Here is an 18,388-nt window from a genome sequence, read left to right on the forward strand (position 1 = left end):
CCGATCTGTGGAGAACCATCACGCAAACTATCAGGCGTGACATATTGGCCTGGTCCGACCGACCGGTCGGCACCACCAACGAGAGGGATCACCTCATGGCCAATGTCACCGTCACCTACGACGACCTGCGTACGCAGGCCACTCAGCTGCGCAACGGGCAGCGTGCGATCGAAGACCAGCTGGGTCAGATGAAGTCGCAGATCGACAACCTCGTCGGCTCGGGCTACGTGACCGACAAGTCGTCGAAGGCGTTCGACGCGACGTACACCGAGTTCACGACCGGGGCGTCGAAGACGATTTCGGCGGTCGAGAACATGGCGGCCTTCCTCGAGAACGCGGCCAGCACTCTCGAAGGCGCCGACCAACAGCTCGCCAGCAGCCTGGGCTGATCGACCGGATGACAGGGTGGCCGGGGCAGGTCGTGGTGAGACGCGACGCGTTCCGGCCTCCCGGCACGAGGGGAGGACCCTATGGCTCGAACGAGCCTGAACATCGACGGTCTGGGTCTCGAGGCGTTGCTCGCCGACCTGGCCGCCGTCAAGGCCGAATTCGAATCGGGCGACTCGTCGGCGTCGGCAACCGCCGAGGCCTGTGGCCACGCCCGTCTGGCGGAGAAGATCTCGTCGTTCGCGACGAACGGGAACGACCGGCGGGCGCAGCTCGCTGAGCAGATCACCGAGCTCGGCGAGGCGTTGTCGACGATCGACACGACCTTCACCGAGGTCGAGCAAGAACTCGAGGGCGTCTTGCTCGGCGGCGACAAGTGACGGCCGGCACGCTCGCCGGGGTGGCTGCCGAATCGTTGGTGGGGGTGTCGGGTGACCCTGTCCTGGTGAACGCCATGGCGAGCCACTACGAGTCCGTCGCGGCGTCGATCCGTGGGGCGGCCACCAGGTTGAGATCTCTCGAGGCGGGGTCGTCGTCGAGCGACGCCCTCGACGCTTTCCTGGCCAAGGCGGCGCAGGTGTCGGCAAGCCTGGGCAGGGCCGAGGGGCGGTACGGCGAGACGGGTTCGGCGCTGAAGGCGTACTCGTCAGAGTTGTCGCTCGCCCAAGAGGCTGCCGCACCGGCTCTCGCGAACCACCGCGACGCCGTCGACGACCTCGCCGCGGCCGAGAAGCTGGTCGAGCGGCTCGAGCACTTCGCGCTCGTGGCCACCGACGAGGTCACGAAGCAGGAGCACCTCGACCAAGCTGCGGCGCAACGCTCGAAGGCCGAGGAGGCGCGGGGCCGGGTGGCCCTCTACGCGCGCCGACTCACCGAAGCACACACGTCCGTCGAGACCGCCGCGAACACCGCCATCGCCAAGATCGACGACGCGACCGACGACGGCCTCGCCGACACCCTCTGGGACGACCTCGGGGGTGCGTGGGACGCCGGCTTCGCCGCCTTCGAGACGTGGATGGAAGAGAACGACTCGTGGATCAGTACGGTCCTCGACGTCCTGACCGTCGTGGGCGGTGCCTTGGCTGTGGCGTCTTTGTTGATCCCCGGCATCAACCTCTTGGTCGTAGCCGTGATGGTCGTGTCCGTCGGTCTAGCCGTAGCGCGATTCGCCGCCGGAACAGGAAGTGCACTCGATCTGGCGATGGCCTTGATCTCCGTCGCGACACTAGGCATTGGGGGAGCCTCCGCCGCCTCGGCCAAGGCTTCCCTCGAGGTCGTCAGCGCCAATCGCGTTGCTGCGCTGGTCAGGGGCGGGGATTCAAACCGTCTAGCCACTCTGCGAGTCGCGAGAAGCTGGAGCCGAGCAAAGCCAGGGCTTGGGGATCGCTTCCTTCTGAAGGGGATCGGCGACGAGAGCGTCGCGCAGATGCTGCATTTCCTGCGAGCGTCTCGGCCGGGGGCCTTCGCCGACGACCCCTCTCAGATCGCGGCGATGTTGGCCAAGCTCAATACGGCTCGCGTCATTCAAACGGCCGATCAAGTCCGGTCGACAGGGGAAGGGATCGCCGCTTTGGCCGGCGTCAATCTCCCTGCTGAGGTCTGGCGGAAGGCCACCGGTTCGAGAGGCTCGATGTGAAGGCTCGCAGTCGACGGAGGATGCACAAGAGCAATCGACGAGGACCAGGAAACGTCATTCTGAGCGCGCTCCTCCTGCTGTCAGCATTGGTGCCGTTCTGTACGTTCCAGGGAACTCGGATAGTGCTGCAAGTGCGAGGTGGCGGTCGAGGTGACGCGCGTCGCCTGAACCCTGACGGAGGCCCCCTCTTCAGCACAACGGACGATTGGCCACCATTTGTCGGTTCGTCCTTGCCCTTCTGGGTAGCGGCGGCATGTCTTGTCACGGCCATGGTGATCCTTTGGCGCTCCCCAACGGCTGACGATGCGCACTCCCTGGACGTGCCACTCGTTGCTTACATGGGGTTCGTCGGGGGCGTCTGGAGCATCGTGTTCGCGTTTTTGTTCCGGGAACTCGATGCTTGGCCAAGAGATTCGGCGGTCGCAGGCAGCATTGAGTTCGTCTGCAGCATGCGGGTGATGGTCGAGGTAGTCCGTGGGCGATGTCGGCGCCGTCATGAACGCCGGACGCACGAGACGGAGCAGACCACCAACGGCACCATTGGTGACCGCCCAAACGAAGTCCGGTCTGCTGAGGTGGCACCCGTCTCCCCGGACGAGTCGTGAGCGGCGCGGGGTACGTGGGGCGGACGGTCGGGACGGTGGCGGCGTCGTATTCGATCGTCGTGCCTCCGGGGTTCGTCCGGGTGCCGGGTGAGATGACTGCGCCTGATGCCGCGGCGTTCGTCGCCGCGCAGCTGGGAGACCCGCCCGCCCCCGGAACCGCGACGGCACCCGACGACTGGCGGCTGCGGTTCGGGTCGGCGCTCGGACGCGCGCTCGCGGCCGACGGCCACGGTCGCGTGATGGATTCGTACCTCAGCGGGGGCCCGCTGCCCGGCACCGACATCGTGTGCTCGATCGTCGTCGCGACCGTGCCCGTCACCCGATCCGAGCACGCCGACCTCGACCGGCTGCTGCTGCGGCGAGTCGCCACCCAGGGGGCGAACCCGATCGTCCTCGCCGAAGACCCCGCCGTCGTCTGGGACGACTCCGGCGGGGCCTTCGCGCCCGGAAGCCGAAACGCGCGACTCGACGGTCCTCGTGCCCTGACACCTCTCCGCCGTCGAACCGTTCTGGCGCGTATCGCCGGGCACGACGACAGGCTGATCTCCCTCGTACTCACCGTCGGTTCGGCGACTCCAGACGCGCCCGATGAAGGCGATGCCGATGCACAGGCCCGCGTCGTCGGCGCCCTCACCGACGTCTTCGACGCCATGCTCAGCACCTTCCGTTGGCGTGACGCCGGGGGGCGCCTCGTCACCGACCGGCCCCTCGCCTGAACTCCTCGGACCGTCACAGAAAGCGACCTGCCCCATGACCGAGACCGACGTCTCCACCAATTTCGACATCCTCATCGGGCACGACCCCGAGACCTGGGTAGCCCTTCCGTGCTCCTGGCCGCACGACGATCACCGCGCGCCTCGATCGTGGATCAGGGCGACCGTGAGTTCCGTCGCCGAGCGGTCCGTGGTGTCTACCCGCGCCTCCCGGTCCTGGTTGACCGAGGTGCTCTCGACCCTGGCGCGCTGGTCGCCCGGCGACGAACGCCGGTACCTCTACCTACCCGACATCGCGACCCCACCATCGTTGCTGCGCGTCCAGGTCGGGTTCTCGCAGGGCGAGCGTGGCGACGCCCTCCGCGCCCTGGTGCTCGACAGCGACGTCGCCGCCATCGAGCCCCCCGTCGTCGACGAGATCGAGACGAGCGGTCTCGGGCAGGGGCTCAGAGGCGTGCGGTACTCGGTCCTGGAGGGCGACGACGGCCTCCTCGCCACCCTCGTCTACGCCTTCCGTGCCGAGCCGTACGACCTCCGCGTCACCTGCCAGGTCGGTGGCCCCGAGGGTGTCCACGGCATGATCGACGAGGTCGACGTGTTCGTCGACGGCATCAGCGTGGTGCCCGCCGCGTGAGACTGAACGTCACCGTCCTGCACGTCCCGACGGGCCACCGGGCCGACCGCTCGGTCGTGGTCGATCCGGACCACACCGTCGACGCCGTGGCCCGGCACCTCGCGTCGTCACTCGGCCACCCGCGGCAGACCTCGACCGCCGAGCCCGGGATCATCACCGTCGACGGAGTCCCGGTCGATCCGACCGCGCGACTCAGCTCGGGCGTCCTGCTCGACGGAGCCGTTCTCGGCCTCGGCGGCCCCGCGACGCACCTCCGCCTCCCGCAGGACCTCCCCACCATCCGCATCATCGGAGGCCGCGGTGCCGGGACGATCCACGTCGTCGACGTCGGGCTCGTCCACCTCGGCAGCAGCCCGGACGCAGGTGTGAGACTGGACGGCCCGCGGGTGCCCCCGATCGTCGCGACGATCGAACTGGACGGTGCCGGGCGCTTTGCACTGACCCCCACGGCGGACGCCTTCGTCGAGTCCGACGATGGCGCTCGTGGGCCGCTGGTCCTCGTCGACCGCGTCCCCGTCCGAGGCACGGTCACCGTCGACGAACATCGTCTGATCACGATCGGCGACATCCTCCTCACCGTGGCACCATCGGGACAACCATCCGCCGCGACGACCGTGAGTGACGGCGGAGGTACCCTCGACCACGCGCGCCCACCGCGCCTCCTGCCGGAGCGACCGACCACGACGTTCCGGTTCCCCGCCGAACCCCAACAAGCGACGAAACGGCCCCTGCCGATCGTCGCGGCTCTCGCACCGATGCTGATGGCCGTCGTCATGGTCACCGTGTTCGGGAACGTCGCCTTCCTCGCTTTCGGGCTCATGTCGCCGGTGGTCATGATGGGCAACCATCTCTATGACAAGCGCAACGGCAAGGTCTCGCACCGGCAGCGCCTCGCCGACCACCAGGCCACGAAGGAGGCGGTGGCGGCGGATGCCGAGAGCGCCGTGCGGCAGCTGCAGCGCGAGTTGCGACACCTCAGCCCTGACGCCGCGACCGTGCTCGACATCGCCGCCCGGCGTCGTTCGCGGTTGTGGGAACGTCGTCGCGACGACCCCGACCACCTGCGAGTCAGGATCGGCACCGCCGACCTGCCCTCGGGGGTCACCATCGAGGACCCGGCCGAACTCGAGCACCGCCGGACCGTCGCCCGCCCTGCCGTCGACGTGCCCGTCACCGTCGGCCTGGCCGACCACGGAGTCGTCGGGGTGGCGGGACGATCCGAGCACGCCAGACCGCTGGTGGCGTGGATGCTGGCCCAGCTCGCCGTCGTCCAGAGCCCCCGCGACGTGCGCTTCGTGGTCCTGACCGAGCAGGCCGCGGCCGTCGAGTGGTCCTGGCTCGCCCACGTGCCCCACGCCCGACCCGACGCCGGCCGCCCGTCCATGGTCCGGCTCGGCAACGACGCCGAGACCGTCGCCCGCCGCATCGCCGAGCTGGGGGCCGAGATCGACGCCCGCCAGCGGGCGGTGCGGGAATCACGGGGGACGCTCCGCGCGACGACCGACATCGTGCTCGTCGTCGACGGCGCTCGGCGGTTGCGGACCTTGCCAGGGCTCGTCCGCGTCCTGCGTGAGGGCCCAGCCGTCGGCGTGTACGCGGTGTGCGTCGATTCCGAACGCCGGTCGCTTCCGGAGGAGTGCGTCGCCGTCGTCACCTCCGGCGTCACGACACACTCGCTCGACGTGCATCGCACCGCCGACGTGCGCGAGGTCAAGGCCGACCTGTTGCCCCCCGGCTGGTTCGAGGCCGTCGCGCGGGCCGTCGCGCCGCTGGTCGACGTCCATGACGGTGGCGGAACGGGGGGACTCCCGGCCCGATCGCGACTGCTCGACGTGCTGCAGCTCGAACCGCCCACCCCGGAGGCCGTGCTCGATCGGTGGGCTCGCACGGGCGCAACGACCGAGGTCGTCATCGGGGAAAGCCTCGACGGCCCGTTCTCGTTCGACCTCCGCCGGGACGGCCCGCACGGCCTCGTGGCCGGAACGACCGGATCGGGCAAATCGGAGCTGCTGCAGAGCATGGTCGCATCGCTCGCGGCCGCCAACACCCCCGAATCGATGACGTTCGTCCTCGTCGACTACAAGGGCGGTGCCGCGTTCCGGGACTTCGCGCCGCTGCCCCACACGGTCGGGATGGTCACCGACCTCGACACCCACCTGGTCGAACGGGCGCTGCGTTCGCTCGGGGCCGAGTTGCGCCGCCGCGAGCACCTCCTCGCCGCCGTCGGGGCCAAGGACCTCGAGGACTACGTCGACGGTGCGGGCGGTGACGCTGCGAGGCCGCCGCTGCCGCGCCTCCTGATCGTCATCGACGAGTTCGCGAGCATGGTCCGTGAGCTGCCGGACTTCGTGACCGGTCTCGTCGACATCGCCCAGCGCGGGCGTTCTCTCGGAATCCACCTCGTGCTCGCGACGCAGCGACCGACGGGGGTCGTCACCGGCGACATCCGGGCGAACACGAACCTGAGGATCGCCCTGCGCGTGACCGACGCGGGCGAGAGCAGTGACGTGATCGACGCCGGTGACGCGGCCGGCATCTCCAAGTCGACACCGGGCCGCGCCTTCGTCCGGCTGGGTGCCAGCGCGCTCGTGCCGTTCCAGGCCGGCCGTGTCGGTGGTCGGCGAGCGGGTGTGGTGGCCGCGGTCGTGCCTGAGGTCTGGTCGAGCCCCCTCGAGTGGAGCGACCTCGGACGGGCCGCCGCCGCACCCCCGCCACGGGCATCGGCCGATCGAGCCGGCCGCACCGACCTGGTCGAGCTCGTCGGCGCCCTCACCGAGGCCAGCACCCGACTCGGAATCTCGCCGCCACACCGTCCCTGGCTCGATGCGCTGCCCGAGCAGATCGTGCTCGACGACGACGTCGCTCCGACGGGTCACGATCGAGGCCGGTGCGCGGTCGGCGACCTGCCCGTCGTGCCGTTCGGACGACAGGACTTCCCGGCTGAACAGCGTCAGGCAGCGGCCGCACTCGACCTCCAGACCCTCGGCCATCTCTTCGTGGTCGGAGCCCCGCGCAGCGGACGTTCGCAGGCGTTGCGCACGATCGCCGCGGCGCTCGCCGACCGTACGAGTTGCGGGGACGTCCACCTCTTCGGCATCGACTGCGGCAGCGGTGCCCTGCTGCCGCTCGAGAGCCTTCCGCATGTCGGAGCCGTCGTCCAACGGACCCAGCACGACCGGGTCCGACGCCTGCTGGCGAAGCTCGTGGACGAGACCCACCGGCGGCAGCAGATGCTCGCCGCCACCGGCCATGCGAGCGTCGTCGAACAGCGTCGCGCCGTGCCCGAGGCCGAACGGCTGCCTCATCTGCTCGTCATGATCGACCGGTGGGAAGGCTTTACGGGCAGCTTCGCCGAGATCGAGCACGGGAAGCTCGTCGAACAGGTGGCACTGATGCTGCGTGAGGGCGCCGCAGTCGGGGTGCACGTGATCGTCACGGGCGACCGTCAACTCGTCGCCGGCCGGCTGGCGTCGTTCGTCGACGACAAGGTGCTGCTGCGTCTGACCGACCGGGCCGACTACGCCCTGGCCGGGCTGAACCCTCGAACGCTTCCCGACACCCTGCCTCCTGGTCGCGGCTTCACGGCCGAGAGCTCGGTCGAGACGCAGATCGCCCTGATCGACGTCGACCCGTCGGGCCACGCACAGGCCGAGGCCTTGCGTCGACGAGGGGCTCGGGCGACACGCCGCGACCGAGACGTCCCCGTCGGCCGTCGACCCTTCCGTGTCGACCAGCTGGGAGGGCCGGTGTCGTTCGACGAGGCCTGGTGCCGCCGGGGCGCCGGCGACCCGGCGATCGTGTTCGCTTTGATCGGCCTCGGTGGTGATGACCTCGTGCCGATGGGTCCGGATCTCGCCGACGGCCCCGGCAGCTACGTGGTGACGGGGCCCCCGAAGAGCGGGCGCAGCACCGTCCTGACCGCGGTGGTCCGGTCGCTCACGGCCCAGGGCATCGGGGTCGTCGTCGTCACACCACGGCGCTCGCCGCTGCGGGCGCTCGACGGGGCACCCGGCGTGGTCGCGGTGATCACCACCCGGATTGTCGAGGAGGCCCATCTCGCACCCTTCTTCGCCGGCCAGGACGGCCCGCGCGTGCTCGTCATCGACGACGGCGAGCACCTCAAGGACTGCCCTGCGGCCGACTGGCTCGCGGAGTTCGTCCGGGCGTGCCCCGACAGCGGTCGGGCGCTCGTCGTGGCCGGGACGACCGGCGAGGTGTTGGCGGGGTGGGCCGGCTGGCAGGTCGACGTGAGGAACAACCGTTGCGGCGCGGTGCTCAGCCCGCAGCTGCCCAACGAAGGCGACCAGGTGGGGCTCCGCCTGGCGAAGTCCGACCTCGCTGACCGACCGACACCCGGGTTCGCCCTCGTGGACGACGGCAGCGGCCAGGCCGTCAGGGTGCAGGTGCCGTTCGACCGGGCCGGGTGAGCCAGGCCCCGGCACCCGCACCCGGGGACTCATCAGGCGTCGCCCAACCCGACGGGTGACAGCGCCTCCGTCTCGACGGCGACGGGGACCTCGTCGGAGCTCTCGGTGAGGCGACGCCTCCGGACGTGGAGGGCACCCGCCGCGGCCAGTAGCACGAAGCCTGTCCCGACGATGCCGAGGGCGACGAGCAACACGCGGTCTCCACCATCCGAACCGGTGAAGGCCAGCCTCACCGGGGGAGCGGGGGCCTCAGTCGCTGCAGGCTGACGCACCGTCGTCATCTCGCTACGGTGGACGGTCGTGTCGGCGAAAGCCGGGACGATGCGGCTGCCGTCCTCGTCGGCCGCCGACCCCGGGGACGAGAAGACGAAGACGTACGTGCCGGGCTGCTCGAGGGTGACGCACGGCGTCGTGTACGTGCCGTCCTCGCCGACGGTCACCGTCTCGCGGGCGACGACGAGGCCCGGGTCGAGGCGGTCGATCGGACCGAGGTCCCTTCCCACGGCTGGGGCCTCGGCGTACGGTCCGACGAGTACGGACTCGACGTCGACCCCGCCGGGAACGTCGGGGTGCAGGTCGACGACGGTGAGCTCGTCGCTGACGCAGGCACCCGGGCCGACCTCCGCGTCGGACGCGACGGTCGAGATCTTCGGCGCCCAGGGAGCGAAGGTCGTCTCGGTCGCCGTGCCGAAGGGCGAGCGCCACGGCCGAACCCGCTCACGTCCTGCCTCGACCGGGGTGTCCGCCGGGTCGATCGTCTCGACCCAGGTGTAGTAGCCGCCACCGGGCAGCTCGCAGCCCGGGGTCGAATGCGTACCCGGGCCGTCGAGCACCTCGAGGGTGACCTCGCAGACCAGCGGGGCGTCTGCGGGCCACTCAGAATCCTCGACCACGGGAGCGAGGAACGGCCCCAGCAGACGGCTGCGCACCGTGACCGGCACGGGACGCCAGCTGCCGGAGTCGTCGTATCGCCCCCACTCGGACAGGAGCCCGTCACCGGGTGCGACGTCGAGGGTCACCTGGTCGGTGACGACCGTGCCGGTCTCGGCCACGGTGTCGCTGGTGACCGTCGACACCGTCGGCTGGAAGGGCAGGGGTGACAGCTGCTCGATGCTGGCCGACTCGGACGCAGATGCCGCGACCCCGCCCGAGAACAGGATCATCTGCGACCCCGCAGGGCTGTTCCCCACCGTGGTCACTCGGCCGTACGGCAGGCCGACGAACTCGACCGAGGCGGTCACCGTCAACCGCGCGGCATCGCCGGTGGCGACGACGGGGACGCTGGCTCCGTTGTGCACGGACGCCGTGGTCGAGCCGTCCGCGAACACGGCTCCGTCCAGGGTGACCGTGCCGGCATGGGTGGGCTCGAGGGTCGTCGGTCCACCCGTCACCCGGTCGACCGTGAGGTCGGGGCGGATCATGCCCGTTCCGTCGGCCGAGAGCTCGACCGTCACCGACCCCACGACCGACTTCGACGCGGCCGACGACGCCTCGGCGAGCATCTGGTTCGCCCGCTCGAGCACGACCGGCCAGTGTTCGTTCGCCCGTCCGGCGTAGTACCGCTGGGTGTGGCCGTTGAGCCCGGTGATGGTCCAGACGGCGAGTTGTCCTGCGGCGGCCGTGTCGGGGTCGGTCGTGCCACCCCACGTGCGGGCGATGTACGCGAGACGCGCGTGGTCGTCGGTCGAGACGCCGATGACGTCGCCACCCGTGGTCGTGTCGTAATGCTTGCCGACGGGTGAGGTCTTGCCGGCTTCGAGGCAGAACGCCTGGGTGCCGTCGTCGAGTCGATAGGTGCCGAGCCATGAGACGCCGTCGCCGCGCCAGAGGTGGCCCGGGCCGAGTCCCGTACCGGTCACGGCGGCGGCCGGGGCCTGGCCGAGCAGGCCGACGGCGACGGAGAACACGAGGGCGAGCGCGAGCGTGAGGCGTCGCCTGGGGGGTCTGAGGGCGTTGGTCGGTGATGTCATGCACCGACGATCGGTCAGCGACCCCGGCTGGCGAGGCCGGCACCGCGCCTCCTGTGCACTGTTCTCGACGTCGCTCGCCGGGGGAGGAGCCGTGACGCGACGACGCCCCCGCCGCGAGGTGCGGCGGGGGCGTCGTCAGGCGGTGGTGATCTCAGGTCACTCGGTCTCGTCGAGGTCGATCTCGTCGCGTTCTGGTGCCGGTGGCGGGTGAGTGAACCGCGCCGTGAGGATGGCGCCGACCTCGACTCACCCCGCTCCGTCTTTCTTGTCCTCCTTTTCTGCTGCCCTCCTGTCCGGGCCCCAGGCACCCGCGACGACGCAGACCAGGGCTGCGGTGATGGCGATTCCGATGCTCGACGAGCCGCCAGGGCGGATCGCAGCCGCGATCGTCTGAAGAATCGCGACCGCTGCGACGATCGTCAGAAAGATCTGCAGCTCGAGGCGACTCATCGACGGATCATCGAGTAGAACTTGTTCTCGAAACCCGTCATGAAGACCGGCCCGCCGACTGCGCCGCAAGCGGTCAAGGCGAGAGAGCGTACTTGCCACGTGACCCGCTGATATTCGGCGTTCCGGAGTCCCGCGTGATACGAGCGTTCGCCGGCAGCTTGACCCATGCCGTAGTAGGACCCGCCAATGGTCAAGCCTGTCGTCGCGATTCTCTTGTGTGCAGACATGAACTTCTTCGTTCCTTCCGAGTGGATCGTCCCGCCAGTCGAGACGTGTACCGAAGCGTGACATGTCAGATTGCTGATGGTCAAGACCGTCCGCCGACGATCGGGCCGCCACTCGGCCGCCGAGGCCGGCACCGCGCCTCCTGTGCACTGTTCTCGACGTCGCTCGCCGGGGGAGGAGCCGTGACGCGACGACGCCCCCGCCGCGAGGTGCGGCGGGGGCGTCGTCAGACGGTGGTGATCTCAGGTCACTCGGTCTCGTCGAGGTCGATCTCGTCGCCCTCGAGGTCGTTCGAGGCGTACTCGGGCGAACCCTCGCGTGGCGCGCCACCGGTCGGGCCGTCGTTGCCCTCGCCGACGCCGGGGAAGACCGTCTCGCCGGCGACCGCGTCGTTGGTCGCGATCTGCTCGGACTCGGCGAACTCGTCGGCCTGGTCGTAGGGCTGGTCGCCCGATGCTGCGGGGGTGTTCGTGTCGCTCATGGTGCGTCCTCTCGAGAGTGGTGCGGGGTGGTGGGGGCGCGGCTCAGGCCAGGCCGAGCTGCTGCTTGAGGCCGGCCTCGTCGGTGGCGCCCCAGCGCTCGACGAGCAGGCCGTCGTCGTCGAAGCGGCCGACCTGGATGCCGCGCACGGTTAACGACTTGCCCGTGGGCTCGGCGCCCTGGAACGTGCCGGTGTGCGTGCCCGAGATCGTGAAGACCGCGGTGACGTTCTCGTCGTCGGCGACGAGCGTCTCGACCTGCAGGTCGGCGTCGGGGAAGGCCGCGAAGAACTCGGTCCAGAAGGCTTGGATGCCGGCGAGGCCGGCGGGTGCGTCGGGGGCCGGATCGTGGTCGACGACGTCGGCGTGGAAACCCTCGCCCAGACGGTCGATCTCACGGGCGGTCAGGATCTCACCGATGCGTTGCTGCGTGGCGACGTTCTTCTCTTTCGACATGCGTGTCTCCGTTTCTCGTTCTGTCGGGGTGTCTCTCGTCTACTCCCCAGCCGCGTACCTGCCGCCGATGCTCACAGCAGACGCGACGCTCGGCGTACCCCTCGGGTCGCCCGCTAGGCTGACCGCTGGCCCATTGTCTTCATGTCGAGATGGCTCGATGTCGAGACGGATCATGGTGAGACGACGCAGCGATGCGGATTGGAAGAACAGCGTGGATCTTTTCGAGTACCAGGCCAGAGACCTGTTCGAGCAGTACGGCGTGCCCGTACTGCCGGGCATCGTGGCCGACACCCCCGAGGAGGCGCGAGCAGCGTCCGAGAAGCTGGGTGGCGTCACCGTCGTCAAGGCCCAGGTCAAGGTCGGTGGCCGCGGGAAGGCCGGCGGCGTCAAGGTGGCGAAGACCCCGGACGACGCCGAGGCCGCGGCGAAGGACATCCTCGGTCTCGACATCAAGGGTCACGTCGTCAAGCGCGTCATGATCGCCGGCGGCGCCCAGATCGCTCAGGAGTTCTACTTCTCGGTGCTGCTCGACCGCGCCAACCGCTCGTACCTCTCGCTCTGCAGCGTCGAGGGCGGAATGGAGATCGAACAGCTCGCCGTCGAGAAGCCCGACGCCCTGGCTCGCATCGAGGTCGACCCCCGCGCGGGCATCGACCTGGCGAAGGCCACCGAGATCGCGAAGGCCGGCGGATTCCCCGACGAGCTGATCGAGAAGGTCGCTCCCGTGCTGGTCAAGCTCTACGCCGTCTACGAGGGCGAGGACGCGACGCTCGTCGAGGTCAACCCTCTCGTGCTGACCGAGCAGGGCGACATCGTCGCCCTCGACGGCAAGGTCTCGATCGACGAGAACGCCGAGTTCCGCCACCCGGGCCACGCCGAGCTCGAGGACGCCGACGCGGCCGACCCGCTCGAGGCGAAGGCCAAGGCGGCCGGTCTCAACTACGTGAAGCTCGACGGCGAGGTCGGCATCATCGGCAACGGCGCAGGGCTCGTCATGTCGACGCTCGACGTCGTCGCCTACGCCGGCGAGGCCCACGGCGGCGTGAAGCCCGCGAACTTCCTCGACATCGGCGGCGGAGCGAGCGCCGAGGTCATGGCGGCCGGGCTCGACGTGATCCTGGGCGACGCCCAGGTCAAGAGCGTGTTCGTCAACGTCTTCGGCGGCATCACCGCGTGCGACGCGGTCGCCAACGGCATCGTCGCCGCCTTGGGCATCCTCGGCGACGCGGCCACCAAGCCGCTCGTCGTGCGACTCGACGGCAACAACGTCGACGAGGGTCGGCGCATCCTGGCGGAGGCGGCGCACCCGCTGGTCACCGTCGTCGCGACCATGGACGAGGCTGCCGACAAGGCCGCCGAGCTGGCTTCGAAGTAAGGACTGCACAGAACAATGTCGATCTTCCTCAACAAGGACAGCAAGGTCATCGTCCAGGGCATCACCGGCGGCGAGGGCACCAAGCACACCGCCCTCATGCTCAAGGCCGGCACGCAGGTCGTGGGCGGCGTCAACGCCCGCAAGGCCGGCACGACCGTCACCCACGGTGACGTCGAGCTGCCCGTCTTCGGCACCGTCACCGAGGCCGTCGCCGAGACCGGAGCCGACGTCTCGATCGTCTTCGTGCCGCCGGCCTTCGCCAAGGACGCCGTCGTCGAGGCCATCGAGGCCGAGGTGCCGCTCGTCGTCGTCATCACCGAGGGCATCCCGGTGCAAGACAGTGCCGAGTTCTGGGCCCTCGCCAAGGCCAAGGGTGGCACGACCCGCATCATCGGCCCGAACTGCCCCGGCATCATCACGCCCGGCGAGTCGCTGGTCGGCATCACGCCCGCCTCGATCTCGGGCTCCGGCCCCATCGGGCTGGTCTCGAAGTCGGGCACCCTGACCTACCAGATGATGTTCGAGCTGCGCGACCTCGGCTTCTCGACCGCCATCGGCATCGGTGGCGACCCGGTCATCGGCACCACCCACATCGACGCCCTCGAAGCGTTCGAGGCCGACCCCGACACCAAGGCGATCGTCATGATCGGTGAGATCGGTGGCGACGCCGAAGAGCGTGCGGCCGACTACATCAAGGCGCACGTCACCAAGCCCGTCGTCGGCTACGTCGCGGGCTTCACCGCCCCCGAGGGCAAGACGATGGGCCACGCCGGCGCGATCGTGTCCGGCTCGGCCGGCACCGCCCAGGCCAAGAAAGAGGCACTCGAGGCCGCCGGCGTCAAGGTCGGCAAGACGCCGAGCGAGACCGCGGCGCTGCTGCGCGAGGTCTACGCCTCCCTCTAGGGGCCGACCCGCGCCTCCTCGACGGGCGTGTTCGTCACGGCCGGTCGTCCTCGGACGCCCGGTCACGACGGACACGCCCGTCGTCGTCCGGGCGCGACGTCGTGGCGTCGTCGTCGCGGGCGGCGGGGCAGCAGCCCCGCCCCCGCCGACACCGGTACAGTCGCTCGCGATGAACCGCCCAGTCACCGCCCTCTTCGCCGCGCTCGAAGCCCTGCTCGTCGTGGGCATCGGCGTCGGCATCCCCCTCGTCGTGCTGACGTCGCTCTGGGCGTTCCAGTACGGCCTGCAGATCGACTGGATCGTGTTCTGGCGCGCGGCCGTCGACTCCTGGCTCGTCGGGCACGGTGCCGATCTCACCCTGCAGCTCAGCGCAGACGCGGCCTCGGCGACCGGCATCGCCGGAGCCGACGCGCCCATCGTCATCTCGCTGGCCGCGCTCGGATTCGCCCTGCTCACGGTCCTGATGGGAGTCCGCGCCGGCCGGGCGGCAGCCGAGACCGCCCACCGAGTGACCGGTGTGCTCGTGACCATCGGCACCTTCGCGCTGCTGTCCCTCGCCCTCGCGGCCGCGGCGCAGCACGAGCTCGCCCGCCCGTCGTTGTGGCAGGGCACGCTGCTGCCCGCGCTCGTCTACGCCGTGCCCGTCGTCGCGATGGCCGAGGTCACCCGACGTCGCCGCGGTGAGGCACCCGACCCGGTGACCGGCGTGGTCATCGGACTGCTGACGCGACTGCCCGGTCAGGTGACCGCCATCGCCACAGCCGGGCTGCGCCTCGGCGCCGTGGCCGCGTCCGCCGTGCTCGCCGTGTCGGCCCTGATCGTCTCGGTGCTGATCGTGACGAACTACGCCGAGATCATCACCCTGTACGAAGGAGCGCACGGCGGGTTCCTCGGCGGGCTCGCCTTGACGCTCGGTCAACTCGCGCTCCTGCCCGACGTCGTCGTCTGGGCGGCGTCGTGGCTCGTCGGCCCCGGCTTCGCCATCGGCACCGGGTCGTCCATCTCGCCGCTGGGCACCGCGGTCGGCCCCATGCCTGCGATCCCGTTCCTGGGCGCCCTGCCGACCGCCGACCTGTCGTTCGGCTTCGTCGGGCTGCTCGTGCCCATCGTCGCCGCGTACGTCTGCGCCACGTTGCTGAGGCCGCGACTGCAGCGCGTGCTCGCCGGCCACGGTGTCGACGACACGCTCCGCCGCGTCGTCGTCGCGGTCGTCGGCGGCCTCGTCGGAGGAGTGCTGCTGGGCCTGCTCGCCTGGGCGGCCTCGGGTTCGGCCGGGCCCGGACGACTCGCCGTCGTCGGCCCAGACCCCCTGCTGGTCGGAGGATTCGCGGCGCTCGAGTTCGCCGTTGCCGGTGTCCTGGCCATGGTCGTCACGCCGTCGAGGCTCGTGGGCGAACGGGCCGAGGCCACCTCGGACGGGCTCGGCTCCGAGCGGCGTGACGATGCCGACGCGGTCGACGAGACCGGGAAGACCGGGAAGTCCGGGAAGGCCGGGCAGGTCTGGAAGGCCTGGAGAGATACACGGTCCCGGAAGACCGAGAAGACCGAGAAGACCGAGAAGACCGAGAAGGCCGACGGGAGTGACGGGGCCCGATGGGCTTATGAGCCCGCGGTGCCCACGAGGGCCGAGGCGCGCGAGTCCGCGACCGCTCCGCCCTCCGCCCCGCGATCCGACGGTGACGACACCGAGCGCATCGAGGGCATCACGCGCTGAGGCCGTCACGGGCCGTCCGTCCGCCCCGCGGTGCGGACGCCCGGCCCGCTAGGCTTGCCGGGTGCTGAAGCTCGTGGTGCTCATCTCCGGTGGTGGCTCGAACCTGCGGGCGCTGCTCGAGGCCGCGAGCGACGCCGAGTACCCCGCCCGCGTGGTCGCCGTCGGTGCCGACCGCGAAGCCGACGGCTTCGAACACGCCGAGCACTTCGGCGTGCCGACCTTCTCGGTCTCGTTCTCGAACTTCGCCGACCGCGCCGCCTGGGGCGACGAGCTGCTGGCGCAGATCGAGCAGTGGCAGCCCGACCTCGTCGTGCTCAGCGGGTTCATGCGGCTCGTGCCGCCGAGGGTCGTCGCGGCCCTCGCCCCGAACCTCATCAACACGCACCCGGCCTACCTGCCCGAGTTCCCCGGGGCGCACGGCGTGCGTGACGCGCTCGCGGCCGGGGTCGACCAGACCGGCGCCAGCGTGATCGTCGTCGACGAGGGCGTCGACAGCGGCCCGATCCTCGCGCAACGCCGCATCCCGGTGCTGCCCGGTGACGACGAGTCGTCGCTGCACGACCGCATCAAGGTCGTCGAACGCGAACTGCTCGTGCAGACCGTGCTCGACATCGCCAACGCCACGATCTCTCTCGAACAGGAGCCCACCGCATGAGCGGCCACGCCATCGACCCCAGCCTCTACCGCGACCGTGACGCCGTGCCCGTGCGTCGCGCCCTGATCAGCGTCAGCGACAAGAGCGGCCTGCTCGACCTGGCGGCGGCGCTGTCGGCCTCGGGCGTCGAGATCGTGTCGACCGGCTCGACCGCACAGACCATCCGCGACGCCGGCCACGCCGTCACCGAGGTCAGCAGCGTCACCGGGTTCCCCGAATCGCTCGACGGTCGTGTCAAGACGCTGCACCCCGCGGTGCACGCCGGCATCCTCGCCGACCTGCGTCTCGAATCGCACGAGGCGCAGCTGGCCGAGCTCGACATCGCCGCGTTCGAGCTCGTCGTCGTCAACCTGTACCCGTTCGTCGAGACCGTCGCGTCCGGAGCCGACGTTCCCACCGTCATCGAGAACGTCGACATCGGCGGCCCCGCGATGGTGCGTGCCGCCGCGAAGAACCACGCTAACGTCGCGATCGTGGTCTCGCCGACGAACTACCCCCAGGTCGTCGAGGCGCTCACTCTGGGCGGCACGACCCTGGCCCAGCGGCAGCGTCTCGCGGGCGAGGCCTTCGCCCACACGGCCGCGTACGACACGGCAGTGTCGGCGTACTTCGCCGCACACGTGGGTGTGCCAACCGAGGCCGACGCATCCGCCTCGGCGACCAGCGCCTCCTCGTCCGTCGTCGACGAGCAGGAGGCGCGGGCCGGCTTCGACCCCGTGGTCACCCTCTCGGCCGAGCTGCAGCACACCCTCCGCTACGGCGAGAACGCCCACCAGGCCGCCGCGATCTACGCCACCCCCTCGGGGCGCGGCATCGCGCAGGCGACGCAGCTGCACGGCAAAGAGATGTCGTACAACAACTACGTCGACGCCGACGCGGCCCTGCGCGCCGCCTTCGACTTCGACGAGCCCGCCGTCGCGATCATCAAGCACGCGAACCCCTGCGGCATCGCCGTGGCGTCGCCCGACGCCGTCGACGCCATCGCCGACGCGCACCAGCGGGCACACGCCTGCGACCCCGTCTCGGCGTTCGGCGGCGTCATCGCGGCCAACCGCGCGGTGACGCGCGCCATGGCCGAGACCGTCGCGGACATCTTCACCGAGGTCGTCATCGCCCCGGCGTTCGACTCCGAGGCCGTCGAGATCCTCAGCGCCAAGAAGAACATCCGCTTGCTCACCCTGCCCGCCGGCTTCGCCCGCGAGGCCCGCGAGGTCAAGCAGATCTCCGGTGGCCTGCTCGTGCAGGACGCCGACCGGTTCGACGCGTTCACGTCCGACGGCTGGACGCTCGTCGCCGGCGACGAGGCCGACGCCGCGACACGCGCCGACCTCGAGTTCGCCTGGAAGGCATCACGCGCCGTCAAGTCGAACGCGATCCTGCTCGCCTCGGGCGGGGCGTCCGTCGGCGTGGGCATGGGCCAGGTCAACCGGGTCGACTCCTGCCACCTCGCAGTCGACCGCGCCGGCGCCCGCGCGAGCGGGTCGGTCGCGGCCTCGGACGCGTTCTTCCCGTTCGCCGACGGGCTGCAGGTGCTGCTCGACGCCGGGGTGGCCGCGGTGGTGCAGCCCGGCGGGTCGATCCGCGACGACGAGGTCGTGGCCGCGGCGACAGCCGCCGGCGTGACGATGTACTTCACGGGCGAACGCCACTTCTTCCACTAGGGCGTCGTCCACCGATCCGAACGATTCAGTCTTGCGGCGGAGTCGACAGCACGCATATCCTGTAAGGCTGCTCACAGCCGGTCGGTCACGACCGCACG

The 18,388-nt window shown here is 70.3% G+C and carries 15 protein-coding genes; 11 read left to right on the forward strand and 4 right to left on the reverse strand.

Annotation, left to right across the window (positions count from 1 at the left end; genetic code table 11):
• Positions 1-95: 95 nt before the first annotated feature.
• The 6 genes from EDF50_RS11360 to EDF50_RS11390 all read left to right on the forward strand — a co-directional run bounded on the left by EDF50_RS11360 (position 96) and on the right by EDF50_RS11390 (position 8,402).
• Positions 96-389, forward strand: a complete 294-nt coding sequence (locus EDF50_RS11360; protein ID WP_123519631.1) for a WXG100 family type VII secretion target — start codon at positions 96-98, stop codon at positions 387-389.
• 81 nt (positions 390-470) lie between these two features.
• Positions 471-767, forward strand: coding sequence for a hypothetical protein (locus EDF50_RS11365; RefSeq protein ID WP_123519632.1), 297 nt, complete (start codon positions 471-473; stop codon positions 765-767).
• Complete coding sequence (locus EDF50_RS11370; RefSeq protein ID WP_123519633.1) at positions 764-2,023, forward strand: putative T7SS-secreted protein; 1,260 nt, start codon at positions 764-766, stop codon at positions 2,021-2,023. The genes EDF50_RS11365 and EDF50_RS11370 overlap by 4 nt, the downstream gene beginning before the upstream one ends.
• A 601-nt stretch (positions 2,024-2,624) precedes the next feature.
• Positions 2,625-3,344, forward strand: a complete 720-nt coding sequence (locus tag EDF50_RS11380) for a hypothetical protein (RefSeq protein WP_123519635.1) — start codon at positions 2,625-2,627, stop codon at positions 3,342-3,344.
• 34 nt (positions 3,345-3,378) lie between these two features.
• Positions 3,379-3,975, forward strand: a complete 597-nt coding sequence (locus tag EDF50_RS11385; protein WP_148076824.1) for a hypothetical protein — start codon at positions 3,379-3,381, stop codon at positions 3,973-3,975.
• Positions 3,972-8,402, forward strand: coding sequence for an FtsK/SpoIIIE domain-containing protein (locus EDF50_RS11390; protein ID WP_123519637.1), 4,431 nt, complete (start codon positions 3,972-3,974; stop codon positions 8,400-8,402). Before EDF50_RS11385 ends, EDF50_RS11390 begins: the two co-directional genes overlap by 4 nt.
• A 32-nt stretch (positions 8,403-8,434) precedes the next feature.
• Here EDF50_RS11390 and EDF50_RS11395 read toward each other — a convergent pair whose 3' ends face one another.
• From EDF50_RS11395 to EDF50_RS11410, 4 genes are all read right to left on the reverse strand, one after another.
• Positions 8,435-10,372, reverse strand: coding sequence for a thioester domain-containing protein (locus tag EDF50_RS11395; protein ID WP_123519638.1), 1,938 nt, complete (start codon positions 10,370-10,372; stop codon positions 8,435-8,437).
• A gap of 246 nt (positions 10,373-10,618) precedes the next feature.
• A complete protein-coding gene (locus EDF50_RS11400) occupies positions 10,619-10,822 on the reverse strand; it encodes a hypothetical protein (protein ID WP_123519639.1) in 204 nt (67 codons plus the stop codon).
• A gap of 472 nt (positions 10,823-11,294) precedes the next feature.
• The gene (locus EDF50_RS11405) at positions 11,295-11,528 is read right to left on the reverse strand and encodes a hypothetical protein (protein WP_123519640.1); all 234 of its coding nucleotides are present in this window, start codon (positions 11,526-11,528) and stop codon (positions 11,295-11,297) included.
• A gap of 43 nt (positions 11,529-11,571) precedes the next feature.
• Positions 11,572-11,982 carry an ester cyclase gene (locus EDF50_RS11410; protein ID WP_123519641.1) on the reverse strand — a complete coding sequence of 137 codons (411 nt, stop codon included), beginning with the start codon at positions 11,980-11,982 and terminating at the stop codon, positions 11,572-11,574.
• A gap of 211 nt (positions 11,983-12,193) precedes the next feature.
• Between EDF50_RS11410 and sucC the strand changes: the two genes are divergently transcribed.
• The 5 genes from sucC to purH all read left to right on the forward strand — a co-directional run bounded on the left by sucC (position 12,194) and on the right by purH (position 18,290).
• The gene (gene sucC, locus EDF50_RS11415) at positions 12,194-13,357 is read left to right on the forward strand and encodes an ADP-forming succinate--CoA ligase subunit beta (protein ID WP_123519642.1); all 1,164 of its coding nucleotides are present in this window, start codon (positions 12,194-12,196) and stop codon (positions 13,355-13,357) included.
• 15 nt (positions 13,358-13,372) lie between these two features.
• Complete coding sequence (sucD, locus tag EDF50_RS11420) at positions 13,373-14,260, forward strand: succinate--CoA ligase subunit alpha (protein WP_043594275.1); 888 nt, start codon at positions 13,373-13,375, stop codon at positions 14,258-14,260.
• 169 nt (positions 14,261-14,429) lie between these two features.
• The gene (locus EDF50_RS11425) at positions 14,430-15,974 is read left to right on the forward strand and encodes a DUF6350 family protein (RefSeq protein ID WP_123519643.1); all 1,545 of its coding nucleotides are present in this window, start codon (positions 14,430-14,432) and stop codon (positions 15,972-15,974) included.
• Between the two features lie 61 nt (positions 15,975-16,035).
• Positions 16,036-16,629 (forward strand): phosphoribosylglycinamide formyltransferase, encoded by a 594-nt coding sequence (purN, locus tag EDF50_RS11430; protein ID WP_123519644.1) that lies wholly within the window; start codon positions 16,036-16,038, stop codon positions 16,627-16,629.
• Positions 16,626-18,290, forward strand: a complete 1,665-nt coding sequence (gene purH, locus EDF50_RS11435; RefSeq protein WP_123519645.1) for a bifunctional phosphoribosylaminoimidazolecarboxamide formyltransferase/IMP cyclohydrolase — start codon at positions 16,626-16,628, stop codon at positions 18,288-18,290. Before purN ends, purH begins: the two co-directional genes overlap by 4 nt.
• Positions 18,291-18,388 lie beyond the last annotated feature (98 nt).

It is taken from the genome of Frigoribacterium sp. PhB24 (assembly GCF_003755185.1).
Lineage (GTDB): Bacteria > Actinomycetota > Actinomycetes > Actinomycetales > Microbacteriaceae > Frigoribacterium.